18 protein-coding genes are annotated in these 23012 nt (G+C 75.0%); 10 read left to right on the plus strand and 8 right to left on the minus strand.

Going from position 1 to position 23012, the window contains the following annotated elements:
- Positions 1 to 2: 2 nt before the first annotated feature.
- From AB0L34_RS01715 to AB0L34_RS01725, 3 genes are all read left to right on the plus strand, one after another.
- On the plus strand, positions 3 to 2870 hold the full coding sequence (locus AB0L34_RS01715; protein ID WP_363701018.1) for a hypothetical protein: 2868 nt from the start codon (positions 3 to 5) through the stop codon (positions 2868 to 2870).
- A gap of 107 nt (positions 2871 to 2977) precedes the next feature.
- Entirely contained in the window at positions 2978 to 3598 is a 621-nt protein-coding gene (locus AB0L34_RS01720; protein WP_350702372.1) for a TetR/AcrR family transcriptional regulator, read from the plus strand.
- An 87-nt stretch (positions 3599 to 3685) separates the two neighbouring features.
- Positions 3686 to 5053 (plus strand): biotin carboxylase N-terminal domain-containing protein, encoded by a 1368-nt coding sequence (locus AB0L34_RS01725; protein ID WP_363701020.1) that lies wholly within the window; start codon positions 3686 to 3688, stop codon positions 5051 to 5053.
- A 98-nt stretch (positions 5054 to 5151) separates the two neighbouring features.
- Here the strand turns inward: AB0L34_RS01725 and AB0L34_RS01730 are convergent, their stop codons facing one another.
- The 6 genes from AB0L34_RS01730 to AB0L34_RS01755 form a co-directional block, all read right to left on the minus strand.
- Entirely contained in the window at positions 5152 to 6333 is a 1182-nt protein-coding gene (locus tag AB0L34_RS01730; protein ID WP_357450618.1) for an ABC transporter permease, read from the minus strand.
- 68 nt (positions 6334 to 6401) lie between these two features.
- Positions 6402 to 7097, minus strand: a complete 696-nt coding sequence (locus AB0L34_RS01735; RefSeq protein ID WP_363701022.1) for an ABC transporter ATP-binding protein — start codon at positions 7095 to 7097, stop codon at positions 6402 to 6404.
- A complete protein-coding gene (locus tag AB0L34_RS01740) occupies positions 7094 to 8212 on the minus strand; it encodes a peptidoglycan-binding domain-containing protein (protein ID WP_363701024.1) in 1119 nt (372 codons plus the stop codon). The genes AB0L34_RS01735 and AB0L34_RS01740 overlap by 4 nt, the downstream gene beginning before the upstream one ends.
- Positions 8209 to 8832 carry a hypothetical protein gene (locus tag AB0L34_RS01745; RefSeq protein ID WP_363701026.1) on the minus strand — a complete coding sequence of 208 codons (624 nt, stop codon included), beginning with the start codon at positions 8830 to 8832 and terminating at the stop codon, positions 8209 to 8211. The genes AB0L34_RS01740 and AB0L34_RS01745 overlap by 4 nt, the downstream gene beginning before the upstream one ends.
- A 65-nt stretch (positions 8833 to 8897) precedes the next feature.
- Complete coding sequence (locus AB0L34_RS01750; protein WP_363701028.1) at positions 8898 to 10145, minus strand: hypothetical protein; 1248 nt, start codon at positions 10143 to 10145, stop codon at positions 8898 to 8900.
- Positions 10142 to 10675: a SigE family RNA polymerase sigma factor gene (locus AB0L34_RS01755; RefSeq protein ID WP_363701030.1), complete on the minus strand. Its 534-nt coding sequence runs from the start codon at positions 10673 to 10675 to the stop codon at positions 10142 to 10144. The genes AB0L34_RS01750 and AB0L34_RS01755 overlap by 4 nt, the downstream gene beginning before the upstream one ends.
- Before the next feature lie 207 nt (positions 10676 to 10882).
- On the opposite strand from AB0L34_RS01755, the gene AB0L34_RS01760 reads away from it, so the two are divergent.
- The 4 genes from AB0L34_RS01760 (at position 10883) to AB0L34_RS01775 (ending at position 17677) form a co-directional block, all read left to right on the plus strand.
- Positions 10883 to 11803 carry a hydroxymethylglutaryl-CoA lyase gene (locus AB0L34_RS01760; RefSeq protein ID WP_357450105.1) on the plus strand — a complete coding sequence of 307 codons (921 nt, stop codon included), beginning with the start codon at positions 10883 to 10885 and terminating at the stop codon, positions 11801 to 11803.
- Between the two features lie 212 nt (positions 11804 to 12015).
- Positions 12016 to 13548, plus strand: a complete 1533-nt coding sequence (locus AB0L34_RS01765; RefSeq protein WP_357450102.1) for an acyl-CoA carboxylase subunit beta — start codon at positions 12016 to 12018, stop codon at positions 13546 to 13548.
- Between the two features lie 100 nt (positions 13549 to 13648).
- Complete coding sequence (locus AB0L34_RS01770; RefSeq protein WP_357450099.1) at positions 13649 to 14803, plus strand: acyl-CoA dehydrogenase family protein; 1155 nt, start codon at positions 13649 to 13651, stop codon at positions 14801 to 14803.
- A gap of 207 nt (positions 14804 to 15010) precedes the next feature.
- On the plus strand, positions 15011 to 17677 hold the full coding sequence (locus AB0L34_RS01775) for a helix-turn-helix domain-containing protein (protein WP_363701033.1): 2667 nt from the start codon (positions 15011 to 15013) through the stop codon (positions 17675 to 17677).
- 255 nt (positions 17678 to 17932) lie between these two features.
- Here AB0L34_RS01775 and AB0L34_RS01780 read toward each other — a convergent pair whose 3' ends face one another.
- Positions 17933 to 18442 (minus strand): MarR family transcriptional regulator, encoded by a 510-nt coding sequence (locus tag AB0L34_RS01780; RefSeq protein WP_363701035.1) that lies wholly within the window; start codon positions 18440 to 18442, stop codon positions 17933 to 17935.
- Between the two features lie 103 nt (positions 18443 to 18545).
- Between AB0L34_RS01780 and AB0L34_RS01785 the strand changes: the two genes are divergently transcribed.
- Positions 18546 to 19127 carry a YceI family protein gene (locus AB0L34_RS01785; protein ID WP_357450092.1) on the plus strand — a complete coding sequence of 194 codons (582 nt, stop codon included), beginning with the start codon at positions 18546 to 18548 and terminating at the stop codon, positions 19125 to 19127.
- A gap of 304 nt (positions 19128 to 19431) precedes the next feature.
- On the plus strand, positions 19432 to 20910 hold the full coding sequence (locus tag AB0L34_RS01790) for a glutamate--cysteine ligase (protein WP_357450089.1): 1479 nt from the start codon (positions 19432 to 19434) through the stop codon (positions 20908 to 20910).
- A gap of 80 nt (positions 20911 to 20990) precedes the next feature.
- Here the strand turns inward: AB0L34_RS01790 and AB0L34_RS01795 are convergent, their stop codons facing one another.
- A complete protein-coding gene (locus AB0L34_RS01795; RefSeq protein ID WP_363701037.1) occupies positions 20991 to 22139 on the minus strand; it encodes a hypothetical protein in 1149 nt (382 codons plus the stop codon).
- Positions 22140 to 22263: 124 nt separating this feature from the next.
- On the opposite strand from AB0L34_RS01795, the gene AB0L34_RS01800 reads away from it, so the two are divergent.
- Positions 22264 to 22944 (plus strand): PASTA domain-containing protein, encoded by a 681-nt coding sequence (locus tag AB0L34_RS01800; RefSeq protein WP_363701039.1) that lies wholly within the window; start codon positions 22264 to 22266, stop codon positions 22942 to 22944.
- The last annotated feature ends 68 nt before the right edge of the window (positions 22945 to 23012 follow it).

Here is a 23012-nt window from a genome sequence, read left to right on the forward strand (position 1 = left end):
GTGTGAGCACCGAAGACGAGGACCTGTGGCGGGTGCTCCGCGAGGTCGGCAACATGCCGTACGGCGCGGGGCAGATCGCCGCCATCGAGCAGCTGCTGCGCCGGGTGGACGCCGGCGACGACCGGGAGCTGGCCTTCGTGACCCGGATGCAGGCCACCACCGCGTACGTCTACGGCGGTGAGCCGGCCAAGTCCTTCGTCACCTTCTCGTGGTGCCTGGCCGAGTTCGACCGCGACCCGCAGCCCTACCACCCGCGCTACGCCCACCAGCTGCTCTGGCACGTCAAGTACATGGTCACCGGCCTGCTCCGGTTCCCCGAGGTGCCGCTGGACCGCACGTACGCGGTGCTCGACGACATGGAGCGCCGCTACCGGGAAGGCGGCCACAGCCTCCAGGCCGTCCACAAGCACCGGTTCCTGGTGGCGGACCACCTGGGCGACGCCGACGCGGCCGCGCACTGGTACCGGCTCTGGCAGACCACCCCCCGCGACGAGCTGTCCGACTGCGCCGGCTGCGACCCGACCACCCAGGTGCAGTACCTCGCCGACACCGGCCGGCACGCCGAGGCGGTCGCGTTGGCGGAGCCGGTCCTCGCCGGCCGGCTGAGCTGCACCGAGCAGCCGCAGGCCATCCTCACCGCGCTGCTGGTGCCGTACCTGCGCACGGAGCGGGGGGAGGAGGCGCGCGACGCCCACCGGGAGGCGTACCGCCGGCTGCGGGGCAACCTCTCGGACCTGTGGGACATCGGCAACCACGTCGAGTTCTGCACGTTGACCGGGAACGACGCCCGCGCGGTGGAGATCGTCGAGCGGCACCTGGACTGGCTGGACCGGGCTCCCTCGCCGGCCGCCGCCATGCACTTCGCCGCGGCCGGCGCCGCCGCGCTGCGCCGGGCCGGCGAGCTGACCGTCTACCGGCGGGCGGCCGGCGACCGGCCGGCCGGGGAGATCACGGCGTCCGCGCTCGCCGCCGAGCTGACCGGCACCGCGACCGCGCTGGCCGCCCGGTTCGACGCCCGCAACGGCACCTCGTACCAGTCCGAGTGGGTGGCCCGTCGGCTCGCCGCCGAGCCGACGGGTGCGCACCTGCCGCTCTCGGCCAGCCTGCGCCGTCGGCCCGCCCGGCCGGCGACGGCCGGTCCGGCCGGCGCGGCCGACCGCGCCCCGGCACCGGGTGCCGCAGGCCCCGCCAGCGTCCCGGTGCCGGCCGACGCCGGCGCCGACGAGCTGCTCGACTTCGCCGAGGAGCGGCTGCGCCGCCACGACCGCGAGGCGTTCCGGGCCGCGCTGGCCGCCTGGGACGACCGGTTCGGCGCCGGGGAACTCCCGGCGGGGACGGCGGCCCACCGGTTGGAGTTGCGTGCCGCCGAGCTGGGCGACGAGGACGCGCCGGCCACGGTCGAGGCCCACCGGGCGGCGATCGCGGCGTACCGGGAGCTGGGCGACGAGGTTCGGGCGCAGGTCGTCGCAGGGCGGCTCGGCGTGCTGCTGGCCATGGCCGACGAGAGCGCGGACGAGGGGCTGGAGCTGGTCCGGGCGTCCGCCGACGCGCTGGACCGGCGGGGCGACGACCGGCAGCGGGTCGCCGGGCTGGACCGGGTGGCGCTGGCGCTCATGCACCGGGAGCGCTGGGCGGAGGCGCTCGACGCCCTCGACCGGGTGCCGGCCGAGGCGGGCGGCGACCCGTGGCTGGCCGCCCGGATCGCGCTGCACCGGGCCCACACGCTCGAACAGCTCGGCCGGGAGGCGGACGCCCGGGCCGCCGCCCACCGGGCCCGTGACCTCGGCCGGGACCTCGGTCTCGGCGACGTCGTCACCGCCGCCTGCCTGGCGTACGCCCGGACGGCCGACGATCCGGCCGAGGCGGTCGACGCCTGCGACGAGGCGCTGCGGGTGGCGCCGACGGAGGCGTGGCTGCCGGTCCGGGTCGCCCGGGCGCGGGCGCTGATGACCGTCGGCCGGGCCGCCGACGCGGTGGACGACTTCGCCGAGGCGGTGACCCTCTGCGTCGAGCGGGGCGCGGAGGGGGACGCCTTCCTGCGCTGGGAGCTGGCGAACGCGTACCGGGTCGCGGGCCGGTTGGGTGAGGCGGCCGAGGTCGCGGAGGAGGCGGTGCTCGGGCTCGACCGGCTCGGCGCACAGGCCGAGGCGGACCGGTGCCGGCACCTGCTGGCCGGCGTCTACGAGGGGCTGGGTGAGATCGACCCGGCGCTCGCCCTGCTCGACCAGCTCGCCGAGAACCTGGACGGACCGGACAACCTCCCGCACCGGGCGCAGGTGCTGGAGGAAGCCGGCGGCATCCTCTACGGCGCCGACCGGGACGCGCTGGCGGCGGGGCGGTTCGCGGCGGCGGCGACCGCGTACCGGCAGGCCGACCTGCCGCTCGACGAGCTCCGGGCCCGCCGCCGGCAGGCGTACGCGGAGTTCTGGGCGGGCGACGAGGCGACGGCCCTGCGCACCGTCGAGCTGCTGGACACGCTGGCGGCGGGGCTGGCCGGCCAGCCCGACGAGCCGCCGCCGGTGACGTACGAGCTGGCCCTGGCGGCCGAGGTCGGGGCGCGGGTGCTGACCGTGGAGGGACGGGAGGCCGAGGCGTACGACCGGCTGCTCGGGGTACCCGCCCGGCTCCGGTCGATCGAGGCGTTCGGCGAGGCCGCGCAGGTGGAGGTCTTCACCGGCGAGCTGCTGCTGCGGCTGGAACGGCCGGCCGAGGCGGAGCGGCTGCTGCGCGAGGTGCTCGGCGGCCTGCCGGCCGGATCCCGCCCGGTGCAGCAGGCCGCCTGGCTGCTGGCCCGGGCGTTGGACCTGCTGGACCGCCCGGCCGAGGCCGCCGCCCTGCGGGCCGAGTACGACCTCGACCCCGAGCACTGACGGTCGCGCCGTCCGGGCCGGGTTTCCCCAGGTGCCCGGCCCGGACGGAGGCGACCGGTGGGTAACCGAGCCTCCACGTCGCCCGCGACTCGGTCTACGCTTGCCCGGTGACGGTCGAGCAGCAGGCACGCAGGGCGAGCGGCACCGCGGGGTCGGGCCGGCGTCGGTCCCGCAAGGACGAGATCCTGGAGATCGCGGTCGGCCTCTTCGCCTCCCGTGGCTACCACGGTGTCTCGATGGACGACATCGGCGCGGCCGCGGGGGTCACCGGTCCGGCGCTCTACCACCACTTCGCCGGCAAGGAGGCGATGCTGGTCGCCGCGCTGATCCCGGTCAGCGAGGAGCTGCTCGCCGGCGGTCAGCAACGCTCCGCCGGCCACCCCGACGACCCGCGCGGCGCGCTGGAGTCGCTGATCGACTTCCACGTCGAGTTCGCGCTGGCGAACCCGGCGGTGATCGCCCTGCACCTGCACGAGCTGGACCGTCTCCCCGACGAGCCCCGCCGCCGGATCCGCCGGCTCCAGCGGCTCTACGTCGAGCAGTGGGTGACCGTGCTGACCGCGCTGCACCCGGGCATGCCCGACGGTGAGGCGCGGGTGCTGGCCCACGCCGCGTTCGGCCTGATGAACTCGACGCCGTTCCTCGGCGGCGAGGTGGACCGGCGTCGCCGGGCCGAGCTGCTGCGCGCGGCCACCCTGGCCGCCCTGCTGGCCCACCTGGAACGGTGACCCCGGGCGTCCCGGGGGCGACTCGTCGGTAACCGGGCGGCCGTGGTTACCTGGCACCCGTCCCGATCCCGGATGCTGGGAGGAAAAATGATCGAGTCGCTGCTGGTCGCCAACCGGGGCGAGATCGCCCGCCGGATCATCCGTACCGCCAGGCGGCTCGGCGTCCGCGCGATCGCGGTGCACTCCGAGGCCGACGCCGGCCTGCCGTTCGTGGCCGAGGCCGACGAGGCGGTGTGCGTGGGCCCGGCGAACCCGGCCCAGAGCTACCGCAACGTCGAGGCCATCCTCGCCGCCGCCAAGTCGACCGGTGCGCAGGCCATCCACCCCGGCTACGGCTTCCTGTCGGAGAACGCGGACTTCGCCCGTACGGTCGAGTCGAGCGGGCTGATCTGGGTCGGGCCCGGCGCGGACGCGATCACCGCGATGGGCGACAAGATCAACGCCCGGAACCTGATGGCGGCGGCCGGGGTGCCGGTGGCGCCCGGCACCACCGACCCGGCGGCCGACCTGGACGCGGCCGTGGCCGCGGCGGCGGAGATCGGCTACCCGGTGATGGTCAAGGCCGCGGCCGGCGGCGGGGGCATGGGCATGGGCGTGGCGAACGACGAGGCGGCGCTCCGCACGGAGTACGACAAGGTGCGCGCGTTCGCCGAGCGGATGTTCGGCGACGGCTCGGTGCTGATCGAGCGCTACTTCCCCCGGGTGCGCCACGTCGAGGTGCAGATCCTCGGCCTCGCCGACGGCCGGGTGGTGGCCCTCGGCGAGCGGGAGTGCTCGGTGCAGCGGCGCAACCAGAAGCTGGTCGAGGAGTCGCCGTCGCCGGCGGTCTCGCCCGAGCTGCGGGAGCGCTTCCTGGCCGCCGCCGTGCGCGCCGGCGAGGCGGTCGGCTACCGCAACGCGGGCACGGTGGAGTGCCTGCTGGTCCCGCGTGAGCGGGACCTCGAGGGCGATGGCCCCGCGTCCGAGGAGTTCTTCTTCCTGGAGATGAACACCCGGCTCCAGGTCGAGCACCCGGTCACCGAGCTGGTCTACGGCGTCGACCTGGTCGAGGAGCAGTTGCGGGTGGCCGCCGGCCTGGCGCCGACCTTCGACCCGGACGCGCTCGCCCCGCGCGGGCACGCCATCGAGCTGCGGATCAACGCCGAGGACCCGAAGCGGTTCCTGCCCGGCCCGGGCGCGATCACGGCCTGGACGGAGCCGACCGGCGAGGGCGTCCGCGTCGACTCGGGCTACGTCGCCGGCAACATGGTCACCCCGTTCTACGACAGCCTGATGGCGAAGCTGATCGTCAGCGGGAAGGACCGCGCGGAGGCGATCGCCCGCGCCCGCGCCGCGGTGGCCGGCTTCGAGCTGACCGGCCCGAAGTGCAACCTTCCGTTCTTCGCCGAGCTGTTGGAGAACGAGGAGTTCCTCTCGGGCGACTACGACACCGGCATCGTCGGCCGGATGCGCTGACCGCGCCCGGCGCCGGGGAATCCGGTCGATCGTGAGGTTGGTGGTGCGTCCCTCCCGGACCGCACCGCCAACCTCATGATCGTGCTGATCGTGCTGCGTCAGGGACCGGCCAGGGCCGTGGTGGGCGGGAGCCGGCTGGCGCGGACCGCCGGGTAGAGACCGGCGGCCGTACCGACCAGCACCGTCGCGCCCAGGCCGCCGGCCATCGCCCAGGCCGGCACCACCGTGGGCCACTGCCGGCTGTACGCGTACAGCGCGGTGATCCCCGCCCCGAGCAGGGTGCCGCCGATCCCACCGAGGACGGAGAGCAGCAGCGCCTCGGCGAGGAACTGGACGCGGATCTGGCCCCGGGTGGCGCCCAGTGCCCGCCGTAGCCCCACCTCCGCCCGGCGTTGCAGGACGGAGATGACCATCGTGTTGGCGATGCCGACGCCGCCGACCAGGAGCGCGACGGCACCCAGCCCGAGCAGCAGCCCGTTGAGCGCGGTGTCGGTGGCCTGCCGGGCGGCCAGCGCGTCCGAGGGGCGGGACACGACCACCTCATCCGGTGCCGGCGGGTTCGCGGTCCGTCCCAGCACCGCGCGCACCGCCGCGACCTGGCTCTCCGTGGTGCGGACGTAGACCCGGGTCGGCCGGCCGTCGAACTGGAGATAGGACCTCGCCGCCGGCCAGCCCACCAGTGCGGCCGAGTCCAGTTCCTCGGCCAGCGGCACGGGCGCGAGCACGCCGACGACGGTGAACCACTCGCCGCCCAGCCACACCCGGAGCCCGACCCTCGGCACGTCGAGCCGCCGCGCCGCGGTGGCGCCCAGGACGACCGTCGGGTACTCCGCGGTCGCGGCGGTGAACCAGGAACCGGAGCTGACGGTCGCGCCGACCGTGTCGAGCAGTTCCGGCTGCGCGGCGAACACCGCGATGCTGCCCGTCTGGCCGGGCGGTACCCGGTCGGTGCGGTAGACGGCCCGGTCGACGGCACCGGTCGCGCCGACCGACTCGACCGGTCCGATCCGGGCGATCATGCCCACCGAATGCTCGGGCAGGACGGCCTTCTCCCCGGCCCGGGTCTTCCCCGGCGTCACGGTGAGCAGGTTGGTGCCGAGCCGGTCCAGGGTCCGGTCCAGCTCGGCCCGGCTGGAGGTGGAGATGCCCACCACGGCCAGCATCGCGGCGATGCCGATGGCGATGCCCAGGGCGGTGAGCGCGACCCGCAGCGGGTGGGTCCGAAGCCCGACGGAGCCCACCCGCGCGATGTCGGCCGGGGAGAGTCGACGCGGCCGCAGTTTCCCGGGCCCACCCGCGCCGGCGGCCGGCAGGCTGGTGCCGTGCGCCCCGGGGTCGGCGCGCCCGGTCACGCCGGCACCGCCGGTGTCCGGCCCGAATCGTGCACGACCCGACCGTCCCGCAGTACGACCCGGCGCGGCAGGTCGGCGGCGACCTGCTGGTCGTGGGTGATGACCACGACGGTGGTGCCCTGCTCGTGCAGGCCGCGCAGCAGCGCCAGCACGGATGTGCCGGAGGCGGAGTCGAGGTTGCCGGTCGGCTCGTCGGCGAGCAGCACCGCCGGTTCGCCGACCACCGCCCGGGCGACGGCCACCCGCTGCCGCTCGCCCCCGGACAGCTCGTGCGGCCGGTGGTCGAGCCGGTGGCCGAGACCGACCCGGCGCAACGCGGCCTCGGCACGCCGCCGCCGCTGCCGCAGCGGTACGCCCGCGTAGAGCAACCCGTCGGCCACGTTGTCCAGCACCGGCATCCCGGCGGCCAGGTGGAACTGCTGGAAGACGAACCCGATCCGGGTGCCGCGCAGCGCGGACAGTTCCCGGTCGGTGAGGGCCGAGACGTCGTGCCGGTCGATCCGCACCGAGCCGGACGACGGCCGGTCCAGCGTGCCGATCAGGTGCAGCATGGTCGACTTGCCCGAGCCGGACGGACCGACGACGGCGACCAGTTCGCCGTACCCGATGCGCAGGTCGACCTCGCGCAGCGCGGTCACCCCGTCCGGATAGGTCCGGGAGACACCCGCCAGCTCGATGACGTACCCGCTCATCCCGGCACCCCCACCAGCAGCCCCTCGGCCAGGCCAGCGCCCTGCACCTCGACCCGTCCCTCGGCGAACAGCCCCGCCCGCACCGGCAGGATCCGGGTGCCACCGGGCCCGGTGACCTCGACGCCGTAGCCGCCCTCGGCGAGGGCGAGCAGCGCGTCGACCGGAACGGTGAGCACCTTCTCGCGCTGTTGCGCGACGTACCGGACGTCGACCGGTGTGTCGGTCAGCCCGCCCAGCGCCCGCTGGTCGGCGACGGCGATGGTGACCTGGACGGTGGCCGAGCCGGTGCCGGGCCGCTCCGGATCGGCCGGCCCCTGACCGCCGGCGGGCGCGGTCGGCGGGGCCACCGTCCCGACCTTCCCGGCGACCGAGACGCCGGTCGGCAGGGTGACGGTGACCCTGGTGCCCTTCTTCGCCCAGGCCGCCTCGCCGGTGCCCGCGGACACCGTCACCACCCGGGTGCTGCCGGTGTACGCCAACACGGTGCCGGTCGCGCTCGCGCCGACGGGCACCAGGTGCCGGGAGACGCGGATCGCGCCGGGGGCGTAGACCACCCGCTCCCGGTCCACCGTGCCGGTGTCCGGTATCCCGAGGTCGTCCTGCCACCGTCTCACCGCGGCGGTGGTGCTCGCGGAGAAGGTGTCGTCGACGGTGAAGCCGCCGTACCCGAGGGCCGCGAGGTTGCGTTCGAACTGCCGCACGTCCGAGCCGCGCACGCCGACGGTCAGCGGCCGGTACATCGGCAGGGCACCGTACAGCAGCACCACCGGTTGCTCGTCGGCGCGCAGCAGGGCCTCGCCCTGCCGGACCGTGGCCCCCACCTCGGGTAGCCAGGTCACCGTGCCGGCCGCGAGCGCGGCGAGCGGGGTGGCCACGCCGTACCCGAGTTCGCCGGCCAGCGCCACGGACCGGACCAGGGTCTGCCGGGTGATCGGGGCGGTGGCGGCGGGTCCGGTGCGGGCCGGCGTCGGGGTGTCGCCGCGGCCACCCAGGCCGAGGGTCGCCGCGCCGGCCAGCGCGAGCGTCACCAACACGAGACCGGCGCCGGCCGCGGCCCGGAGCAGCCGCCGTGAGCGACGGCGGCTCACCTCGGTCGGGTCCATCGGGTCGCTCACCCGCGGCCGGTGGCGTTCGGGTCGGGTGTGGTCGACGGTTGGCCGTGGAGCACCGGCTCGCAGATCTGGCCGGCCCGGTACTGGGCGGCCGCCTGCTGCTCGCTGACCGTGGGGCCGCCGCCGTTGTCGTTGTCCTGCGGCCAGTAGCCGTCCGGGCCCGGGTCGGGGAAGTCCGCGACCCCGTTCTCGCGCATGCACCTGGCGTACGCACGCCGGTGCCCGACCTCCTCCGCGGTCAGCGCCGGCGGCTTCTCCTCCAGCTCGTCCGGGATCGGCACGCTGTACTTCGCGCAGGTCCTCTGGGCCTCCGTCCACTTCGGGTCGCCCTTCTTCGGGACACCGGGCGCCCGCAGGTCGACCCTGCCCCGGGGATCCGGGTCCGGCACCTGGAAGCCGCGCTCGCGCAGGCAGGCGACCCACTGCCGCTGCGCCTCCACGTACTCGGCGACGACTCCGGTGACGGCCGCCGACGTCGACGGCGGGGTGCCCGGGCCGGCAGCGGTGGCGACCGCCGGTGGCTGGTCCTCCGCGCCGCAGGCGGCGAGCGCGACGACCAACGCGGTGGCCCCGAGGCCGACGAACCACGACCGTCGACGGCGGGGTGGCATGGAATAGATCACCTGTTTTCCTATCTTTTCGAGCAGGGAGGAGCGCAGCGGGTCGCCCCTCCGGGGGGGTGTGAGTGCTAGCGGCGGGTCACCGGCGACCAGCGCCAGCCGTCGGTGGAGCCGTACAGGGTGCCGACGGCGTCGTCGGAGGCGTAGAACCAGCCGTCCGGCGTACGACGGACCGGGCCGGCGGTGGTCGGCAGGCCCACGAGTTCGACCGCCTGGTACGCGCCGCCGTCCCGGGCCGCCCAGTAGCGGCGGGCGTCGGCGTTCCGGCCGTTCACGAGCTGGAACAGCACGTGGGTGCCGTCGGCGGTCACGAACGACCCGTTCGTGGCCGGCTCGTCCGGCAGGTGGGCGTCGGTGAGCCGCTGCCACCGTCCGCCGGTGCCGTCGCTGCGGTAGACGGCCCGGACATCACCGCCGGTGGTCGTGGCGTACGTCGTCGCCGTCCCGGTCACCGCCAGCAGCGGTGCCTCGCACTTCTCCTCCGGGCAGGCCGGCGCGTCGGCGAAGACGTGGGTGGACCAGCTGCGGCCGGCGTCCGTACTCGTCGAGACGGCGGGGCGGCCCGTCACAGGATCAGTGCCCGCGACCCGGAGGCGACCGGCCGACTCCTCGATCTGCAGCGCGTCCGTCCGCATCGTCAGCGGCGGCTGCTCGGCCAGTGGTGCCACCCCGTGGGTCGCCGGATCCACGGCGTGCAGGGTGCACGGCGTCCCGAGCTGCGGCGACCAGCAGATCGCCGTACCACCGGCCGGCACCGCCTCGGCCGTACCGGCGGACCGGGCGGCGGCCCAGGTGCGACCGCCGTCGAGGCTGGCCAGCAGGGTCAGGTCGGCGCCTGGTCGGATGCCGGGCACGGCTGCGATCAGCGTGTCGGGACCGAGCACCGCCAGCGCGCTGACCGTGATCGGCGCACCCCGGTCGCTCCAGGTCCGGCCGCCGTCCGTGGAGCCCACCAGGGCGACGGTCTGCTTGCTCTGGCACGGTCCGTTGGTGCACGTCGACAGGGACAGGTAGAGGTGGTTCCGGTCGGCGGCAAGGGCCCACCGGATCCGCCTTCCGGACGCCGGATCGGGATTCCCGGTCGTGGTGGGCTGGCCGGCGATCGGCGTCCCGTCGACCGGCGGAGGTACCGGCGCCAGCAGGTTCACGGCGGCGACGGCGACCAGGGTGAGGGCGGTGGCCCCGGCGACGGTCGCCGCCGCGAGCCGTCGACGGTGCCGGCGGCGGCCGGCGTCGTACACCTCGTTCGCCGTCAGCCGGCTCGGCCGCGCCGACGAGCCCGCGGCATCCTCGAAGAGTTCACGCAGCCCGGTCATGCCCTTCCCTTCATGGCGCAGGCGAGGCTCGGAACGGCGTCGCCGAGAAGCTGGCGGAGCGTCGCGAGACCGCGCGCCGTCTGGCTCTTGACCGTGCCCTCGGAACACTTCAGCGCGGCGGCCGTCTCGGCCACGTCGAGCCCCTGGTAGAACCGGCAGATCAGGGTCACCCGCTGGCGCGGTGGCACCTGTCGCAGCGCCTGGGCGAAGGCCACCCGGCGGGCCGTCGCCTCGGCGTCGTCGGGACCGGCCACGTCGGGCGGCTCGGCGACGGTCCGCTCGCGGCGTCGCCACACCCGCCGGGTCTCCGACAGGTAGGCCCGGATCAGGCAGGTGCGCACGTACGCGTCCACCGCCTGCGGGTCCCGGATCCGGTGCCAGTTCGCGGCGAGCCGGATGAAGGCGGCCTGCGCCAGATCCTCGGCCCAGTGCCAGTCGCCGCACATCAGGTATGCGGTACGCCGCACCAGCTCACGCCGGGCCGCGAAGTACTCGCTGAACCGGCGCCGCTCCTCGTCCTCGTCGCGCATCCCGCTCCCTTCACCGATAGGTGCTCAGCGGGTGGTCGACCGGTTGCACGGGTGGCCGAAGTATTTCCGACGGCCGTCGGCGACGACGGTGGACCGACGATCGGGGCGGTTACCGGCACGTGCGGTGAGCCACCTCGCGGGGGGCGGTGTGCGGGTGGGACGCTGGACGGACCCACCACGCACCACGTCACAGTGAGGTGACCCCTTATGACGGAACTGCCAGGCTTCGTGTCGATCCGGGAGGTCGGGCCGCGCGACGGGCTCCAGAACGAGGACCCGATCCCGACCGACGCCAAGGTGCGGCTGCTCGACGCCCTCTCGGGCACGGGGGTGCGGCGGATCGAGGCGGTCTCGTTCGTGCACCCGAAGGCGATCCCGCAGATGGCCGACGCCGACGAGGTGTGGCAGCGGGCCGCGAAGGCCGACGGGGTGCGCTACTCCGCGCTGGTGCCGAACACCCGGGGCGCGCAGCGCGCCCTCGCCGCCGGGTTCACCGAGATCGAGGTGGTGGTCTCCGCCAGCGACACGCACAACCGGCGCAACGTCAACCGCTCCACCGAGGAGTCGCTGGACGACATCGCCGAGCTGATCGACCTGCTGCACGGCGCCGGCGCGCAGGCCGAGGTGATCATCGCGACCAGCTTCGGCTGCCCGTACGAGGGGGACACCGACCCGGCCCGGGTGGCCGCCATCGTGGACCGGGTGGTCCGCGACGGCGCCGACCGCGTGGCGTTCGGCGACACCACCGGCATGGGTACGCCCCGCCGCGTCCGGGAACTGCTGACCGCCGTCCGCGACCGCAACGCCCAGGTTCCGGTGCTGCTGCACTTCCACAACACCCGGGGCACCGCGCTGGCGAACATGCTCACCGCGTTGGAGCTGGGCGTGACCGAGTTCGACGCCAGCGTCGGCGGCCTCGGCGGCTGCCCGTACGCGCCGGGCGCCAGCGGCAACCTCGCCACGGAGGAGGCGGTGCACATGCTGCACGACATGGGCATCGACACCGGCATCGACCTGGCCGCCCTGATCGAGGTGGCGGAGCTGGCCGAGCGCCTCGTCGGCCGTCAGCTCCCCTCCGGCGTCCTCCGCGCCGGCCCCCGCACCCGCCTGACCCCCCACCCCGCCTGACCCCCACCCCTCCTTCCCCACCCTCACCCCGCCCGGGCGTAAGTCACGAATGCCGCAGAAACGGGGCCGGAAGTGCAAGATCGCGGCGCGAGGGGGCGGGGTGGGGGTTGAGGGGTGTCGGGGGCGGGCCGATGCGCTAGCCTAACGATCGTTCAGGTCGGTTCGGTTGCCCACGAGGCGGCGGGCCACGGTGGCGGCGGTAGGGGGTCGGCGTGACGCTCGACGGTGAGGCTCTGGAGCAGCTGCGCAAGCGGGCCCGGGCCGGCGGTGCGGACAAGTACCACGCGGCGAACGCCGCCAAGGGCAAGCTCTTCGCCCGGGAGCGGGTCGCCCTCCTGGTGGACGAGGGCTCCTTCGTCGAGGACGGCCTCTACGCCAACGCGATGGCCGAGGGCCTGCCGGCCGACGGCGTGGTCACCGGCACCGCCACCATCGACGGCCGCCAGGTCTGCCTCATGGCGAACGACTCCACGGTCAAGGCCGGCAGCTGGGGCGCCCGGACCGTCGAGAAGATCATCCGGATCATCGAACGGGCCTACTCCACCGGCGTGCCGATGGTCTACCTGGTCGACTCGGCCGGTGCCCGGATCACCGACCAGGTCGAGCTGTTCCCCGGCCGACGCGGCGCCGGGAAGATCTTCTGGAACCAGGTCCGCGCCTCCGGCTCGATCCCGCAGGTCTGCGCGCTGTTCGGGCCGAGCGCGGCCGGCGGGGCGTACATTCCGGCGTTCTGCGACGTGGTCGCGATGGTCGACGGCAACGCCAGCATGTACCTCGGCTCCGACCGGATGGTCGAGATGGTCACCGGGGAGAAGACCACCCTGGAGGCGATGGGCGGGGCCAAGGTGCACTGCGCCGAGTCGGGCGTCGGGCACTTCCTCTGCAAGACCGAGGCTGACGCGCTCGACGTGGTGAAGCGCTACCTGTCCTACCTCCCGGCCAACTGGACGCAGGCGCCGCCGGCCGCCGAGGCCGTGCCCGCACCGGAGAAGGCCGACCTCGCCGCGCTGGTGCCGGCGAGCGAGCGGCAGGCGTTCGACATGCGGCGGTACGTCAAGGGTCTGCTCGACGACGGCTCCTTCTTCGAGATCCAGGCGCTCTGGGCCAAGGAGCTGACCATCGGCTTCGGCCGGCTGAACGGCGAGGTCGTCGGCGTGGTCGGCAACAACTCCATGTTCAAGGGCGGAGTGCTCTTCGTCGACTCGGCCGACAAGGCGACCCGGTTCGTGCAGCTCTGCGACGCGTTCAACGTGCCGCTGCTCTTCCTCTCCGACGTGCCCGGGTTCATGGTCGGCAGCGCGGTGGAGAAGCAGGGCATCATCCGGCACGGCGCCAAGATGATCACCGCGATCTCCGAGGCCACCGTGCCGAAGATCTGCGTGGTGGTCCGCAAGGCGTACGGCGCCGGCCTCTACGCGATGGCCGGGCCCGGCTTCGAGCCGGACGCCACGATCGCGCTGCCCACCGCCAAGATCGCGGTGATGGGCGCCGAGGCGGCGGTCAACGCGGTCTACGCCAACAAGATCGCCGCGATCGCCGACGAGGCCGAGCGGGCCGCCTTCGTCGCCGCGAAGCGCGAGGAGTACGAGCGCGACATCGACATCGTCCGGCTCGCCAGCGAACTGGTGGTGGACGCGATCGTCGAGCCGCACGAGCTGCGCGCCGAGCTGACCCGCCGGTTCGCCGCCGCCCGCACCAAGGAGCGGCACTTCTCCCGGCGCCGGCACGGCGTCACCCCGGTCTGATCCCGCCGCCGGCCCCACCCGGCCGGCGCGGGACCGACCCGCACCAGCGACCCGTCCCGGCGTCACGAGCGCCCGGCGGCCCGTCACACAGGAGGAATCCATGGACTTCCGGCTCACCGAGGAGCAAGAGGCGCTGCGGGAGAGCGTGCGGGAATTCGCGCGCGAGGTGGTGGCCCCGGTCATCGCGGAGCACTACGAGAAGCACACCTTCCCGTACGAGGTGATCCGGCAGATGGGCAAGATGGGCCTGTTCGGGCTGCCCTTCGGCGAGGAGCACGGCGGCATGGGCGGCGACTACTTCGCGCTCTGCCTCGCCCTGGAGGAGCTGGCCCGGGTCGACTCCAGCGTGGCGATCACCCTGGAGGCGGCGGTGTCGCTGGGCGCGATGCCGATCTACCGCTTCGGCACCGAGGAGCAGAAGGCGCAGTGGCTGCCGAAGCTGCTCAGCGGCGAGGCGCTGGCCGGCTTCGGCCTCACGGAGCCCGGCTTCGGCTCGGACGCGGGCGGCACGCAGACCCGCGCGGTGCTCGACGAGGCCACGGGCGAGTGGGTGATCAACGGCTCGAAGGCGTTCATCACCAACTCGGGCACCGACATCACGGCCCTGGTCACCGTCACCGCGGTCACCGGCATCCGCCCGGACGGCGCCAAGGAGCTGTCCACCATCATCGTCCCCTCCGGCACCCCGGGCTTCAGCGTCGCGCCGGGCTACTCCAAGGTCGGCTGGACCGCCTCGGACACCCACGAGCTGACCTTCGACGACTGCCGGGTGCCGGCGGCCAACCTGCTCGGCGAGCGCGGCCGGGGCTTCGCCCAGTTCCTGCGCATCCTCGACGAGGGCCGGATCGCCATCGCCGCCCTGGCCGTGGGCCTCGCCCAGGGCTGCGTCGACGAGTCGATCAGGTACGCGAAGGAGCGCCAGGCGTTCGGCCAGCCGATCGGCAACTACCAGGCGATCCAGTTCAAGATCGCCGACATGGAGATGAAGGCGCACACGGCCCGGCTGGCCTACTACGACGCCGCCGCCCGGATGCTCGCCGGCGAGCCGTTCAAGCGGCAGGCCGCCATCGCCAAGCTGCACGCCAGCACCGTCGCCGTCGACAACGCCCGGGAGGCGACCCAGATCCACGGCGGCTACGGCTTCATGAACGAGTACCCGGTGGCGCGCTTCTGGCGTGACTCCAAGATCCTGGAGATCGGCGAGGGTACGTCCGAGGTGCAGCGCATGATCATCGCGCGCGACCTGGGCATGTGACGTCGCCGGGTCCGGCGGCGTCGGGCAGTCGACCCCCGCCGCCGGTCCCGGCCCCCGCGCTTCCGGCGGCCGGCCACGGCGGGCCCCGGCGCCGCGCCACCGTCAACCGGCCCGCGGCCGGGCCCGCTGTCGGATATCCGCACGGCAGCGTCGGCAGGGCGACGCTCGGCTGCCGCCGGTCGCACCCCGTCCGTACTCTTCCTGCCCATGACTCCGGTGCATGATCGTTCGCGGCATCCGGGCGGTCGTACCGGTTTGCCGGAGCTGTTGCGCGGGCACCGGCTCGCCGCCGGCCTCACCCAGGCCGAGCTGGCGGCCCAGGCCGGCGTCGGTGTCCGCACCGTCCGTGACCTGGAGCGGGGCCGGTCGTCCCGGCCGCAGCGCACCACCGTCGAGCTGCTCGTCGGCGCGCTGGAGCTGACCGGTGCCGCCCGGTCGGCGTTCCTCGCCGCCGCCCGGGGACAGGCGCCGGCCGCGCCGCCGGTCACCCTGGCCGGCGCGCCGCCGGCCCGCCTCGACGCCGACCACCACGTCGGTACGCCGGTCGCGCTCCCGCTCCCCGTCGCGCTGATCGGCCGGGACACCGACCTCGCCGAGCTGGTCGGGCTGCTCACCGACGGGCGCGGTCCCCGGCTGGTGAGCCTGGTCGGGCTGGCCGGCGTCGGCAAGACCGCGCTCGCCCTGTCGGTGGCCCACGCGGTCGTCGACCAGTACCCCGGCGGGGCGGCCGGCGTGCTCATCGGCGAGGGCTCCGACGCCGCCGACGTGCTCGCCGCCTCCGTGGCCGTCTTCGGGGTCGGCCGGATGCCCGAACTGGCCGCCCGACTCGACGGCCGGCCGGCGCTGCTGCTCGTGGACGCGGCCGAGCGGGCGCCCGATGCCGTCGCCGAGACGGTGCACCGGCTCGCCGGCGCGGTGCCGTCGCTGCGGGTGCTGGTCACCGGCCGGCACCCGGTCGGCCTGCCCGGGGAGCGGGTGTGGCCGGTCTCCCCGCTCGACGTACCCCCGCCGGGGAGCGAGCGGGCCGGCCCGTCGGCGCTGGCCGACTACCCCGCGGTGGCGCTGTTCACCGCCCGGCTCGCCCAGGTCCGCCGGGAGCCGCCCGGCCCGGCCGAGCTGCCCGCCCTGGCCGCGCTGGTACGCCGCCTCGGCGGCCTGCCGCTGGCCATCGAGCTGATGGCGGCCCGGGGCCGGATCCTCGACCTCAACGAGCTGCTCGACCGGTACGGGGACCACGTCCTCGACCTGGCCACCTCGTCGGGGACGGCCGAGCGTCCGGGCTGGGACACGGCGGAGCCGAGCCGCCCGGAGGGCCACCGGGCGGCGGTGGCCGAGACACTGCGGGACGCGGTGGCCACCAGCTATCGTCTCCTCGCCCCCGCCGAGCGGGCCGCGTTGCGCCGGCTCGCCGCCTTCGGCAACCGCTGGTCGGTCGAGCTGGCCGAGGAGGTGCTCGCCGACGACGCCGACCGGGACGGCACGGTCGCGGTGGACCCGGTCCCGCTGCTGGACCGGTTCCTGGAACTCGGCCTGCTGAGCGTCCGGGGCACCGGGCCGTTCCGGTTCCGCCTGCTCGACGCCGTACGGGACTTCGCCGTCGAGCAGGCCACCGGCGCCGGCGAGCTGACCGCGATCCGGCGTCGGCACGCCCGGGTCGTCGCGCGCCTGGTGGCCCGGACCGCGCCGGAGCTGGCGGGCGCCGATCTGCCGGCCGCGGTGCACCGGCTGGACGAGGTGAGCGGCGACATCAGCTCCGCCCTGGCGCACGCCGCCGTCGACGACCCGTTGACGGCGCTCCGGTTGGCGGCGGCGCTGTCCCGGTGGTGGCGCTTCCGGGGGCGGGACGTCCCCGGCCGGCAGTGGCTGCGCCGGCTGCTGGCGGACCCGCGTACCGCCGACGCCGACCCGGTGCTGCGGGCCTGGGCGTCCCTGGGGGTGGCCCGGCTCGCCGCCGAGCACGGCGCCGGGGCCGAGGAGGTGCCGGCGGCGCTGGCGGCGCTGGCCGCGTTCCGGGACGCGGGCGACGTCACCGGGGAGGTGGAGGCGCGGACGGTGCTCTGTGCGCTGCTGGTCGCCGTCGGCCGGCACGACGAGGCGCGGGAGCAGGCCGAGGCGGTGCTCGTGCTGGCCGCCCGGGGCGGCCGGGTCCGGGACATGGCGGTGGCGCAGAACAACCTCGCCTGGCACGACATCCGGGTCGGCGACCTCGCGGCAGCCCGCCGCCGGCTGGCCGCGGTCGACCGGCTCGCCGCCCAGTGCGGGGAGCAGTGGCTGCGGGTGCTCGCGCGGGCCGACCTCGCCGAGGTGTCCCGCCTGGAGGGCCGGTACGCCGATGCCGTCGACCAGGGCCGGCGGGTGCTGGCGGCGCTGGCCGACCTCGGCGACCCCGGCGACCCCGGCCACCGTCGCCGGGTGCTCGGCACCGTGGGCCTGGCGCTGGCCCGGGACGGGCGCCCCACCGAGGCGGCCGAGGTGCTGGCCGAGCTGCGCCCGACCGCGACCCCGGTGCCGCCGTCGCCGCGTCTCGGGGAGGCCGGGTGGCCCGGGGGCGCGCGCCGGGCGCCGGTGCGCGGGACACGCCCCGAGGACGGGATCTGCGCGTTGATCGAGGGGAACCTGGCCCTGCGCCGGGGCGATCGCGAGCTGGCGGCGGAGTGGTTCGCCGCCGCCGCGGAGGCCGGCGCCGAGGGCCGGCACCGGCGCGACGTGGTGGAGGCGTTGGTGGGACTGGCCGCGAGCACGGCGGACCCCACCGTGCTGGACCGCCTCGACCGGGCCTGCCGTCGCAGCGGCATCCGACTGCTGCCGCAGGAGGAGGAACTGCTCTACGCGCTGACGGCGGGCCGGCGCGGCGGCGGCCCCGCGACCACGTAGACCGGCCACGGCTGGCCGCGCCGTGGCCGGGAGTGGGTGCGCCCCGCGGAGCGGGCCGGGGGTGGCGCGGGGGCCGAAGCCCCAAGGTCGACCCCTCCCGCGGCGGCCGCGCCCTCCCCCCCCGGGGGGGGCCCACCCGCCCCATAGGATCCCACCCCCGCCCGCGACCCCGTCCGGTTTGATCGACTATCTCCCGTGGGCGCGGCACTTCTGCCGCTCTTTCTGCCGGTGCCCGGTCGCGTCCTGATCGACCGGTCAGGCAGGGGCGGTCGCGCCGTCCCCGGTCGGGGTCGACTCGCTGCTCCCGGCGGTGGCGCCCGGGTGGACGGCGTCCCGTACCCGGCGCAGGCCGTCGAGCAGGGCGTCCAGCGCCGCCGGCTCGAGCTGGCCGGTGAACCACTGCTCGATGATCCGCAGGTGCCCGGGCATGGTCTCGTCGAGCCGCTGCATGCCGGCGGCCGTGACCACCGCGTACGAGCTGCGCCGGTCGGAGGGGCAGGCGCGCCGGGTGAGCAGGCCGTCACGCTCCATCCGGTCGACCACCCGGGTGACCCCGCTCGTGGAGAGGGAGGTCTGCGCGGCCAGGTCGGTCATCCGCAGTTGGTTGCCCGGCGAGCGGGCGAGCCGGGTCAGCACCTCGAACTCGACGGGCGAGAGGCCGTGCTCCTCGAACTGGGCGGCGAACCGGGCCGACAGCCCGGCGTGCGCCTCGTAGAGCAGGCCGACGGCGGTGATCCGGGGATCGTCGAACGCGTTCTGGTTCACCTGTTCATCCTAGCAGTACTTGACACAAGGAATATTGCTGGCTCTATAGTTGCTGCAGCAGTCGTTGAGCTAGTGAACCAAACGTCAACGGAGGGCAGTTTCCATGACCAGCAGCACCGCACCGGTTACCCGCGACTGGGACGGCCTCACCATCCCGAGCGCCGGCACCTACGCGCTGGACGCGGCGCACAAGCGCGTGGGCTTCGTCGCCCGGCACATGATGGTCAGCAAGGTACGCGGTGAGTTCGCGGACGCCTCCGCCACCATCACCGTCGCCGACGACCCGCTGCAGTCCTCGGTGTCCGCGACCATCCAGGCCGCCAGCATCAACACCAACCAGGCCGACCGGGACGCACACCTGCGCAGCCCGGAGTTCCTGGACGCCGAGGCGTTCCCGACCCTGGAGTACCGCAGCACCGGCGTCAAGTCCCGCGACGGCAACGAGTTCGTCCTCTCGGGCGAGCTGACGGTCAAGGGCGTCACCCGCCCGGTCGACCTGGAGGTCGAGTTCGAGGGCGTCGGCCGCAGCCCGTTCGGTCAGGACATCTTCGGCTTCTCCGCCTCGACCGAGATCGACCGCGAGGAGTTCGGCCTGACCTGGAACGTCGCCCTGGAGACCGGCGGCGTGCTGGTCGGCAAGAAGATCAAGATCGAGATCGAGGGCGAGGCCGTCCGCCAGGCCTGATCCGCCGTACCGCAGCCGGGCCCGCGCCGCACCACGGCGCGGGCCCGATGTGTGTCCACGGGCAAGAGCCCGGCCGGTGCGATTTGTCACGACTCATTCGCGGCCCGGTCCGAGTAGCGGGCCGTACGGGCTGGGTAGAGATGCCGCCGGGAGCGTGCTGGCCGGCCGGCTGCGGCCGTCCCGGCCGCTGGACAGCCGGGTTCCGCCTCTGGTCCCGGCGAGGTCGGCGCTCTTACCGTGATGGTTCACCACGCGCATTCCGGGCCCGGCGTGGTCCCGACTGCGCCTCGCGCCGGGAGGAAACATGGGCAGGGACGTCGAGCAGGGCGCCTTCTCCCGGGAGGACCGGGTCCGTTACCGGCAGAAGGTCCGGCGGTGCCTGGACGTCTTCGCCCTGATGCTGGACGACTTCGGCTTCGACGCCGACCGCCCCATGACCGGGCTGGAGATCGAGCTGAACCTGGTCGACTCGTCCGCCGAGCCGGCGATGCGCAACGACCAGATCCTCGCCGACATCGCCGACCCGCTCTTCCAGACCGAGCTGGGGCAGTTCAACCTGGAACTTAACGCGCCACCCCGGCTGATCGAGGGGTCGGGCTTCGCCGACTACGAGCGGGACCTGCGCAGCAGCCTCACCCGGGCCGACGAGCGGGCGACCCGGTCGGACGCGAAGATCGTCCTGGTCGGCATCCTGCCCACCCTCACCGAGCGGCACCTGGTGGTGGACAACCTCTCCACCGACGAGCGCTACCGGGTGCTCAACGACCAGATCGTCGGCGCTCGCGGCGAGGACATCGAACTCGACATCCGGGGTGTCGAGCGGTTGCAGACCCACACCGACTCGATCGCCCCCGAGGCCGCCTGCACCAGCCTCCAGTTCCACCTCCAGGTCGCTCCGGACAGCTTCGCCGACTACTGGAACGCCTCCCAGGCCATCGCCGGGGTGCAGGTGGCCGTCGGGGCGAACTCGCCGTTCCTCTACGGCCGGCAACTCTGGGCGGAGACCCGGATCGCCCTGTTCGAGCAGGCCACCGACACCCGGCCGGACGAGCTGAAGGCCCAGGGCGTACGCCCTCGGGTCTGGTTCGGGGAACGCTGGATCACCTCGATCTTCGACCTGTTCGAGGAGAACGTCCGCTACTTCCCGCCGCTGCTGCCGATTTGCGAGGACGAGGACCCGGTCGAGGTGCTGCACGGCGGCGGCGTACCGGAGTTGGGCGAGCTGCGCCTGCACAACGGCACCGTCTACCGGTGGAACCGGCCGGTCTACGACATCATGAACGGCCGCCCGCACCTGCGGGTGGAGAACCGGGTGCTGCCGGCCGGCCCGACCGTGGTCGACATGCTGGCCAACGCCGCCTTCTACTTCGGCCTGGCCAGGGGGCTGGCCGAGGCGGAACGGCCGATCTGGAGCCAGCTCACCTTCAGCTCGGCGGAGGAGAACTTCCACGCCGCCGCCCGGCGCGGCATGGACGCCGTCCTGCACTGGCCCCGCCTCGGCGAGGTGCCGGTGACCAAGCTGGTCCTGGACGTCCTGCTGCCCAAGGCCGCCGCCGGGCTGGACCGGTTCGGGGTGGCGTCGGCCGAACGCGACCGGCTGCTCGGCATCATCGAGCAGCGCTGCCGGTCGGGCCGCAACGGCGCCGTCTGGCAGACCGAGGCGGTCTGGGCGGCCGAACGGCACCGGGGCATGGACCGGGACGCCGCCCTGCACCACATGGTGCAGCGCTACGCCGAGCTGCAACGGGGCAACGAGCCCGTGCACACCTGGCCGGTCGACTGACCGACCCCGCCGGGGCGGGACCCGGGCGGGCCCGGTGGTGGCGCCGCTGCCCGGCATCAGTGAGGTCCGCCCGCGCTCCCTCAGCGGGTGCGGCGGCCGGCCCGGGGACGGCGGCCGTCGGGCCCGCGATCCTCCGGGTCGGGGTCCAGGGACGCGACGGGCTGCCCGTCGGACGTCGGGTGAAGGGCACCGGTGTCGGCACGGGCCGGGGGGCCGTGCTCCTCCGGCACCGGGTCACCGGGCACGACGGACGGCTCGCCGGTGCGCTGTCGCGGCACCGTCACCGGGCCGCGCCCAGCGTCCCGCCGGGCGGCCCGCTGGGCGAGCGCGGCGACCAGGACGGAACCGCCGACCCCGACGATCACCGCGTACGGGGCGGTCAGGTGTGCCGACACCTGCTCCGGGCTGATCGCGGTCACCCTCGGCACCGCCAGGAAGTACGCGATCGCGACCAACAGGGGACCGGCGGCGCCCGAGGCGACCGCCCCGACCCGCCGGTCGGCGTGCCGGGCGCTGCCCCGAGCGGCCAGGGCCCCGATCACCAGCGCGGAGCCGAGCGACAGCAGCGCCCCGGGCCAGTAGAAGTAGTCCCGGATCCAGAACCGTCCGTCGTCGGAGCTGAGCTGCCAGATGCCGAGCTGGGCGCTGGTCAGCCCGCGCCCGGCCAGCACCCCGTCGAGCACGGCGACCACGGCGAGCAGCCAGAGCCAGCCCACGGTGGCGATCACGTTGTTGGCGGCGGCCCGCGAGCGCAGGGCCCAGACGGCCGCCGACACCCCGACCAGGACGCCGACCGCCGCGTACGTGGCGGCGACGTTCCGGGGAGAGCCGGTGTCCGCTGCCACGGCCATCCGTGCCGGCACTGCCACCAGCAGCACGGTGACCAGCGCGCCCACCCCGGCGGCCGCGGCGAGCGCGACGTGCCGGAGGACGCCGTCGCCGGGCCCGGCGTCGGGCTCGACCGCCGTCGCGTCGTCGGGGGCGCCGCCGGGCACCGGGGCGCGGTCGCGCAGCCGCTGGGCGCACACCGCGCCGAAGACCGTCGAGGTGGCCGCGATCCAGGTGGCCCAGACGAGGCCGGCCACCCAGGCGGTCGCGCCGGCGGTGGCGTCCGCCGGTGCCCAGTTGATGATGCCCAGCCCGTAGCCGAAGCCCAGTTGGGCCGCGCTCGTGCCGGCAGCGACGCCGACCGCGATCGCGATCGATCCTCCCCAGCCCCGTCTGGCCATGCTGGGGAGCGTAACGTCCCGTGCTCGGCGCGGCGACTCGTCACGGTTCCGTCGGGGGTGACCGCGACCGCGTCGGGCTTGGCAGGGGCGGGTACGGTCGCCGGTGATCGAGGCGGTGGACGGCATGACGGACGGGTACACGGGCGAGGGCGCCGGCGCGCGGGACGACGGCGGGGCGGGCCGGACGACCACCCTGCTCGGCGGCGGGCTGGCCGTCGTGCTGCTCGCCGCCGTCGGCGCGACGGGTGGCTGGCTCCTAGCCGGCGAGAACGACGGGCCCACCCCGCCGGCCGCGGCGGCGGACGCTGCGCCCACCGGCACCCGGAGCGCCGCCCACCCGACGCCGGGGCGGTCGACGTCGTCGCCGGCGCGGACGAGCGCGCCGACCCGCCCCGCCGGCCTGACGGTCCCCGAGGTGGTCGGGGAGGACTTCGCCGACGCCCGCGACGAGTTGCGTGAGCGGCGGTTGGGCTGGCGACTGGTCTTCCTGGGCGGCGCGGGGCGGACGGTGGAGCGCGCCTCCCCGGCGGTCGGGACGCAGGTGCGGCCGGGGCGCACCGTGACGCTCTACGTGAGCGGTCCGGCCCCGGCCGCGACGGTGCCGGACGTGGTGGGCGACGACTGCGACGAGGCGGGGGACGACCTCGTCGACGAGGGCTTCTACCCGCAGTACGGTTCGGGCCGGACCGGCACCGTCACCCGCCAGAACCCGCCCGGCGACAGCACGGGCAGGTGGAACGACCAGGTGTGGATCTGGTGCGGTGCGGCGCCGGCGGGCTCGGGCTCCGCCACCCCGACGCCGTGACGGAGCGTCCGGCACGCTGATCCCGGCCGATGGCCGTCCGGACCGCTAGGTTGGCGGTCAGGGGCCAC

The organism is Micromonospora sp. NPDC052213, assembly GCF_040679695.1.
Lineage (GTDB): Bacteria > Actinomycetota > Actinomycetes > Mycobacteriales > Micromonosporaceae > Micromonospora.

Excerpts from the sequence above, each read along its gene's own strand:
- AB0L34_RS01725 (WP_363701020.1), top strand. The coding sequence starts at position 3,686 with ATGATCGAGTCGCTGCTGGTCGCCAACCGGGGCGAGATCGCCCGCCGG.
- AB0L34_RS01735 (WP_363701022.1), bottom strand. The coding sequence starts at position 7,097 with ATGAGCGGGTACGTCATCGAGCTGGCGGGTGTCTCCCGGACCTATCCG.
- AB0L34_RS01750 (WP_363701028.1), bottom strand. The coding sequence starts at position 10,145 with ATGACCGGGCTGCGTGAACTCTTCGAGGATGCCGCGGGCTCGTCGGCG.
- AB0L34_RS01755 (WP_363701030.1), bottom strand. The coding sequence starts at position 10,675 with ATGCGCGACGAGGACGAGGAGCGGCGCCGGTTCAGCGAGTACTTCGCG.
- AB0L34_RS01760 (WP_357450105.1), top strand. The coding sequence starts at position 10,883 with ATGACGGAACTGCCAGGCTTCGTGTCGATCCGGGAGGTCGGGCCGCGC.
- AB0L34_RS01770 (WP_357450099.1), top strand. The coding sequence starts at position 13,649 with ATGGACTTCCGGCTCACCGAGGAGCAAGAGGCGCTGCGGGAGAGCGTG.
- AB0L34_RS01775 (WP_363701033.1), top strand. The coding sequence starts at position 15,011 with ATGACTCCGGTGCATGATCGTTCGCGGCATCCGGGCGGTCGTACCGGT.
- AB0L34_RS01785 (WP_357450092.1), top strand. The coding sequence starts at position 18,546 with ATGACCAGCAGCACCGCACCGGTTACCCGCGACTGGGACGGCCTCACC.
- AB0L34_RS01790 (WP_357450089.1), top strand. The coding sequence starts at position 19,432 with ATGGGCAGGGACGTCGAGCAGGGCGCCTTCTCCCGGGAGGACCGGGTC.
- AB0L34_RS01795 (WP_363701037.1), bottom strand. The coding sequence starts at position 22,139 with ATGGCCAGACGGGGCTGGGGAGGATCGATCGCGATCGCGGTCGGCGTC.
- AB0L34_RS01800 (WP_363701039.1), top strand. The coding sequence starts at position 22,264 with ATGACGGACGGGTACACGGGCGAGGGCGCCGGCGCGCGGGACGACGGC.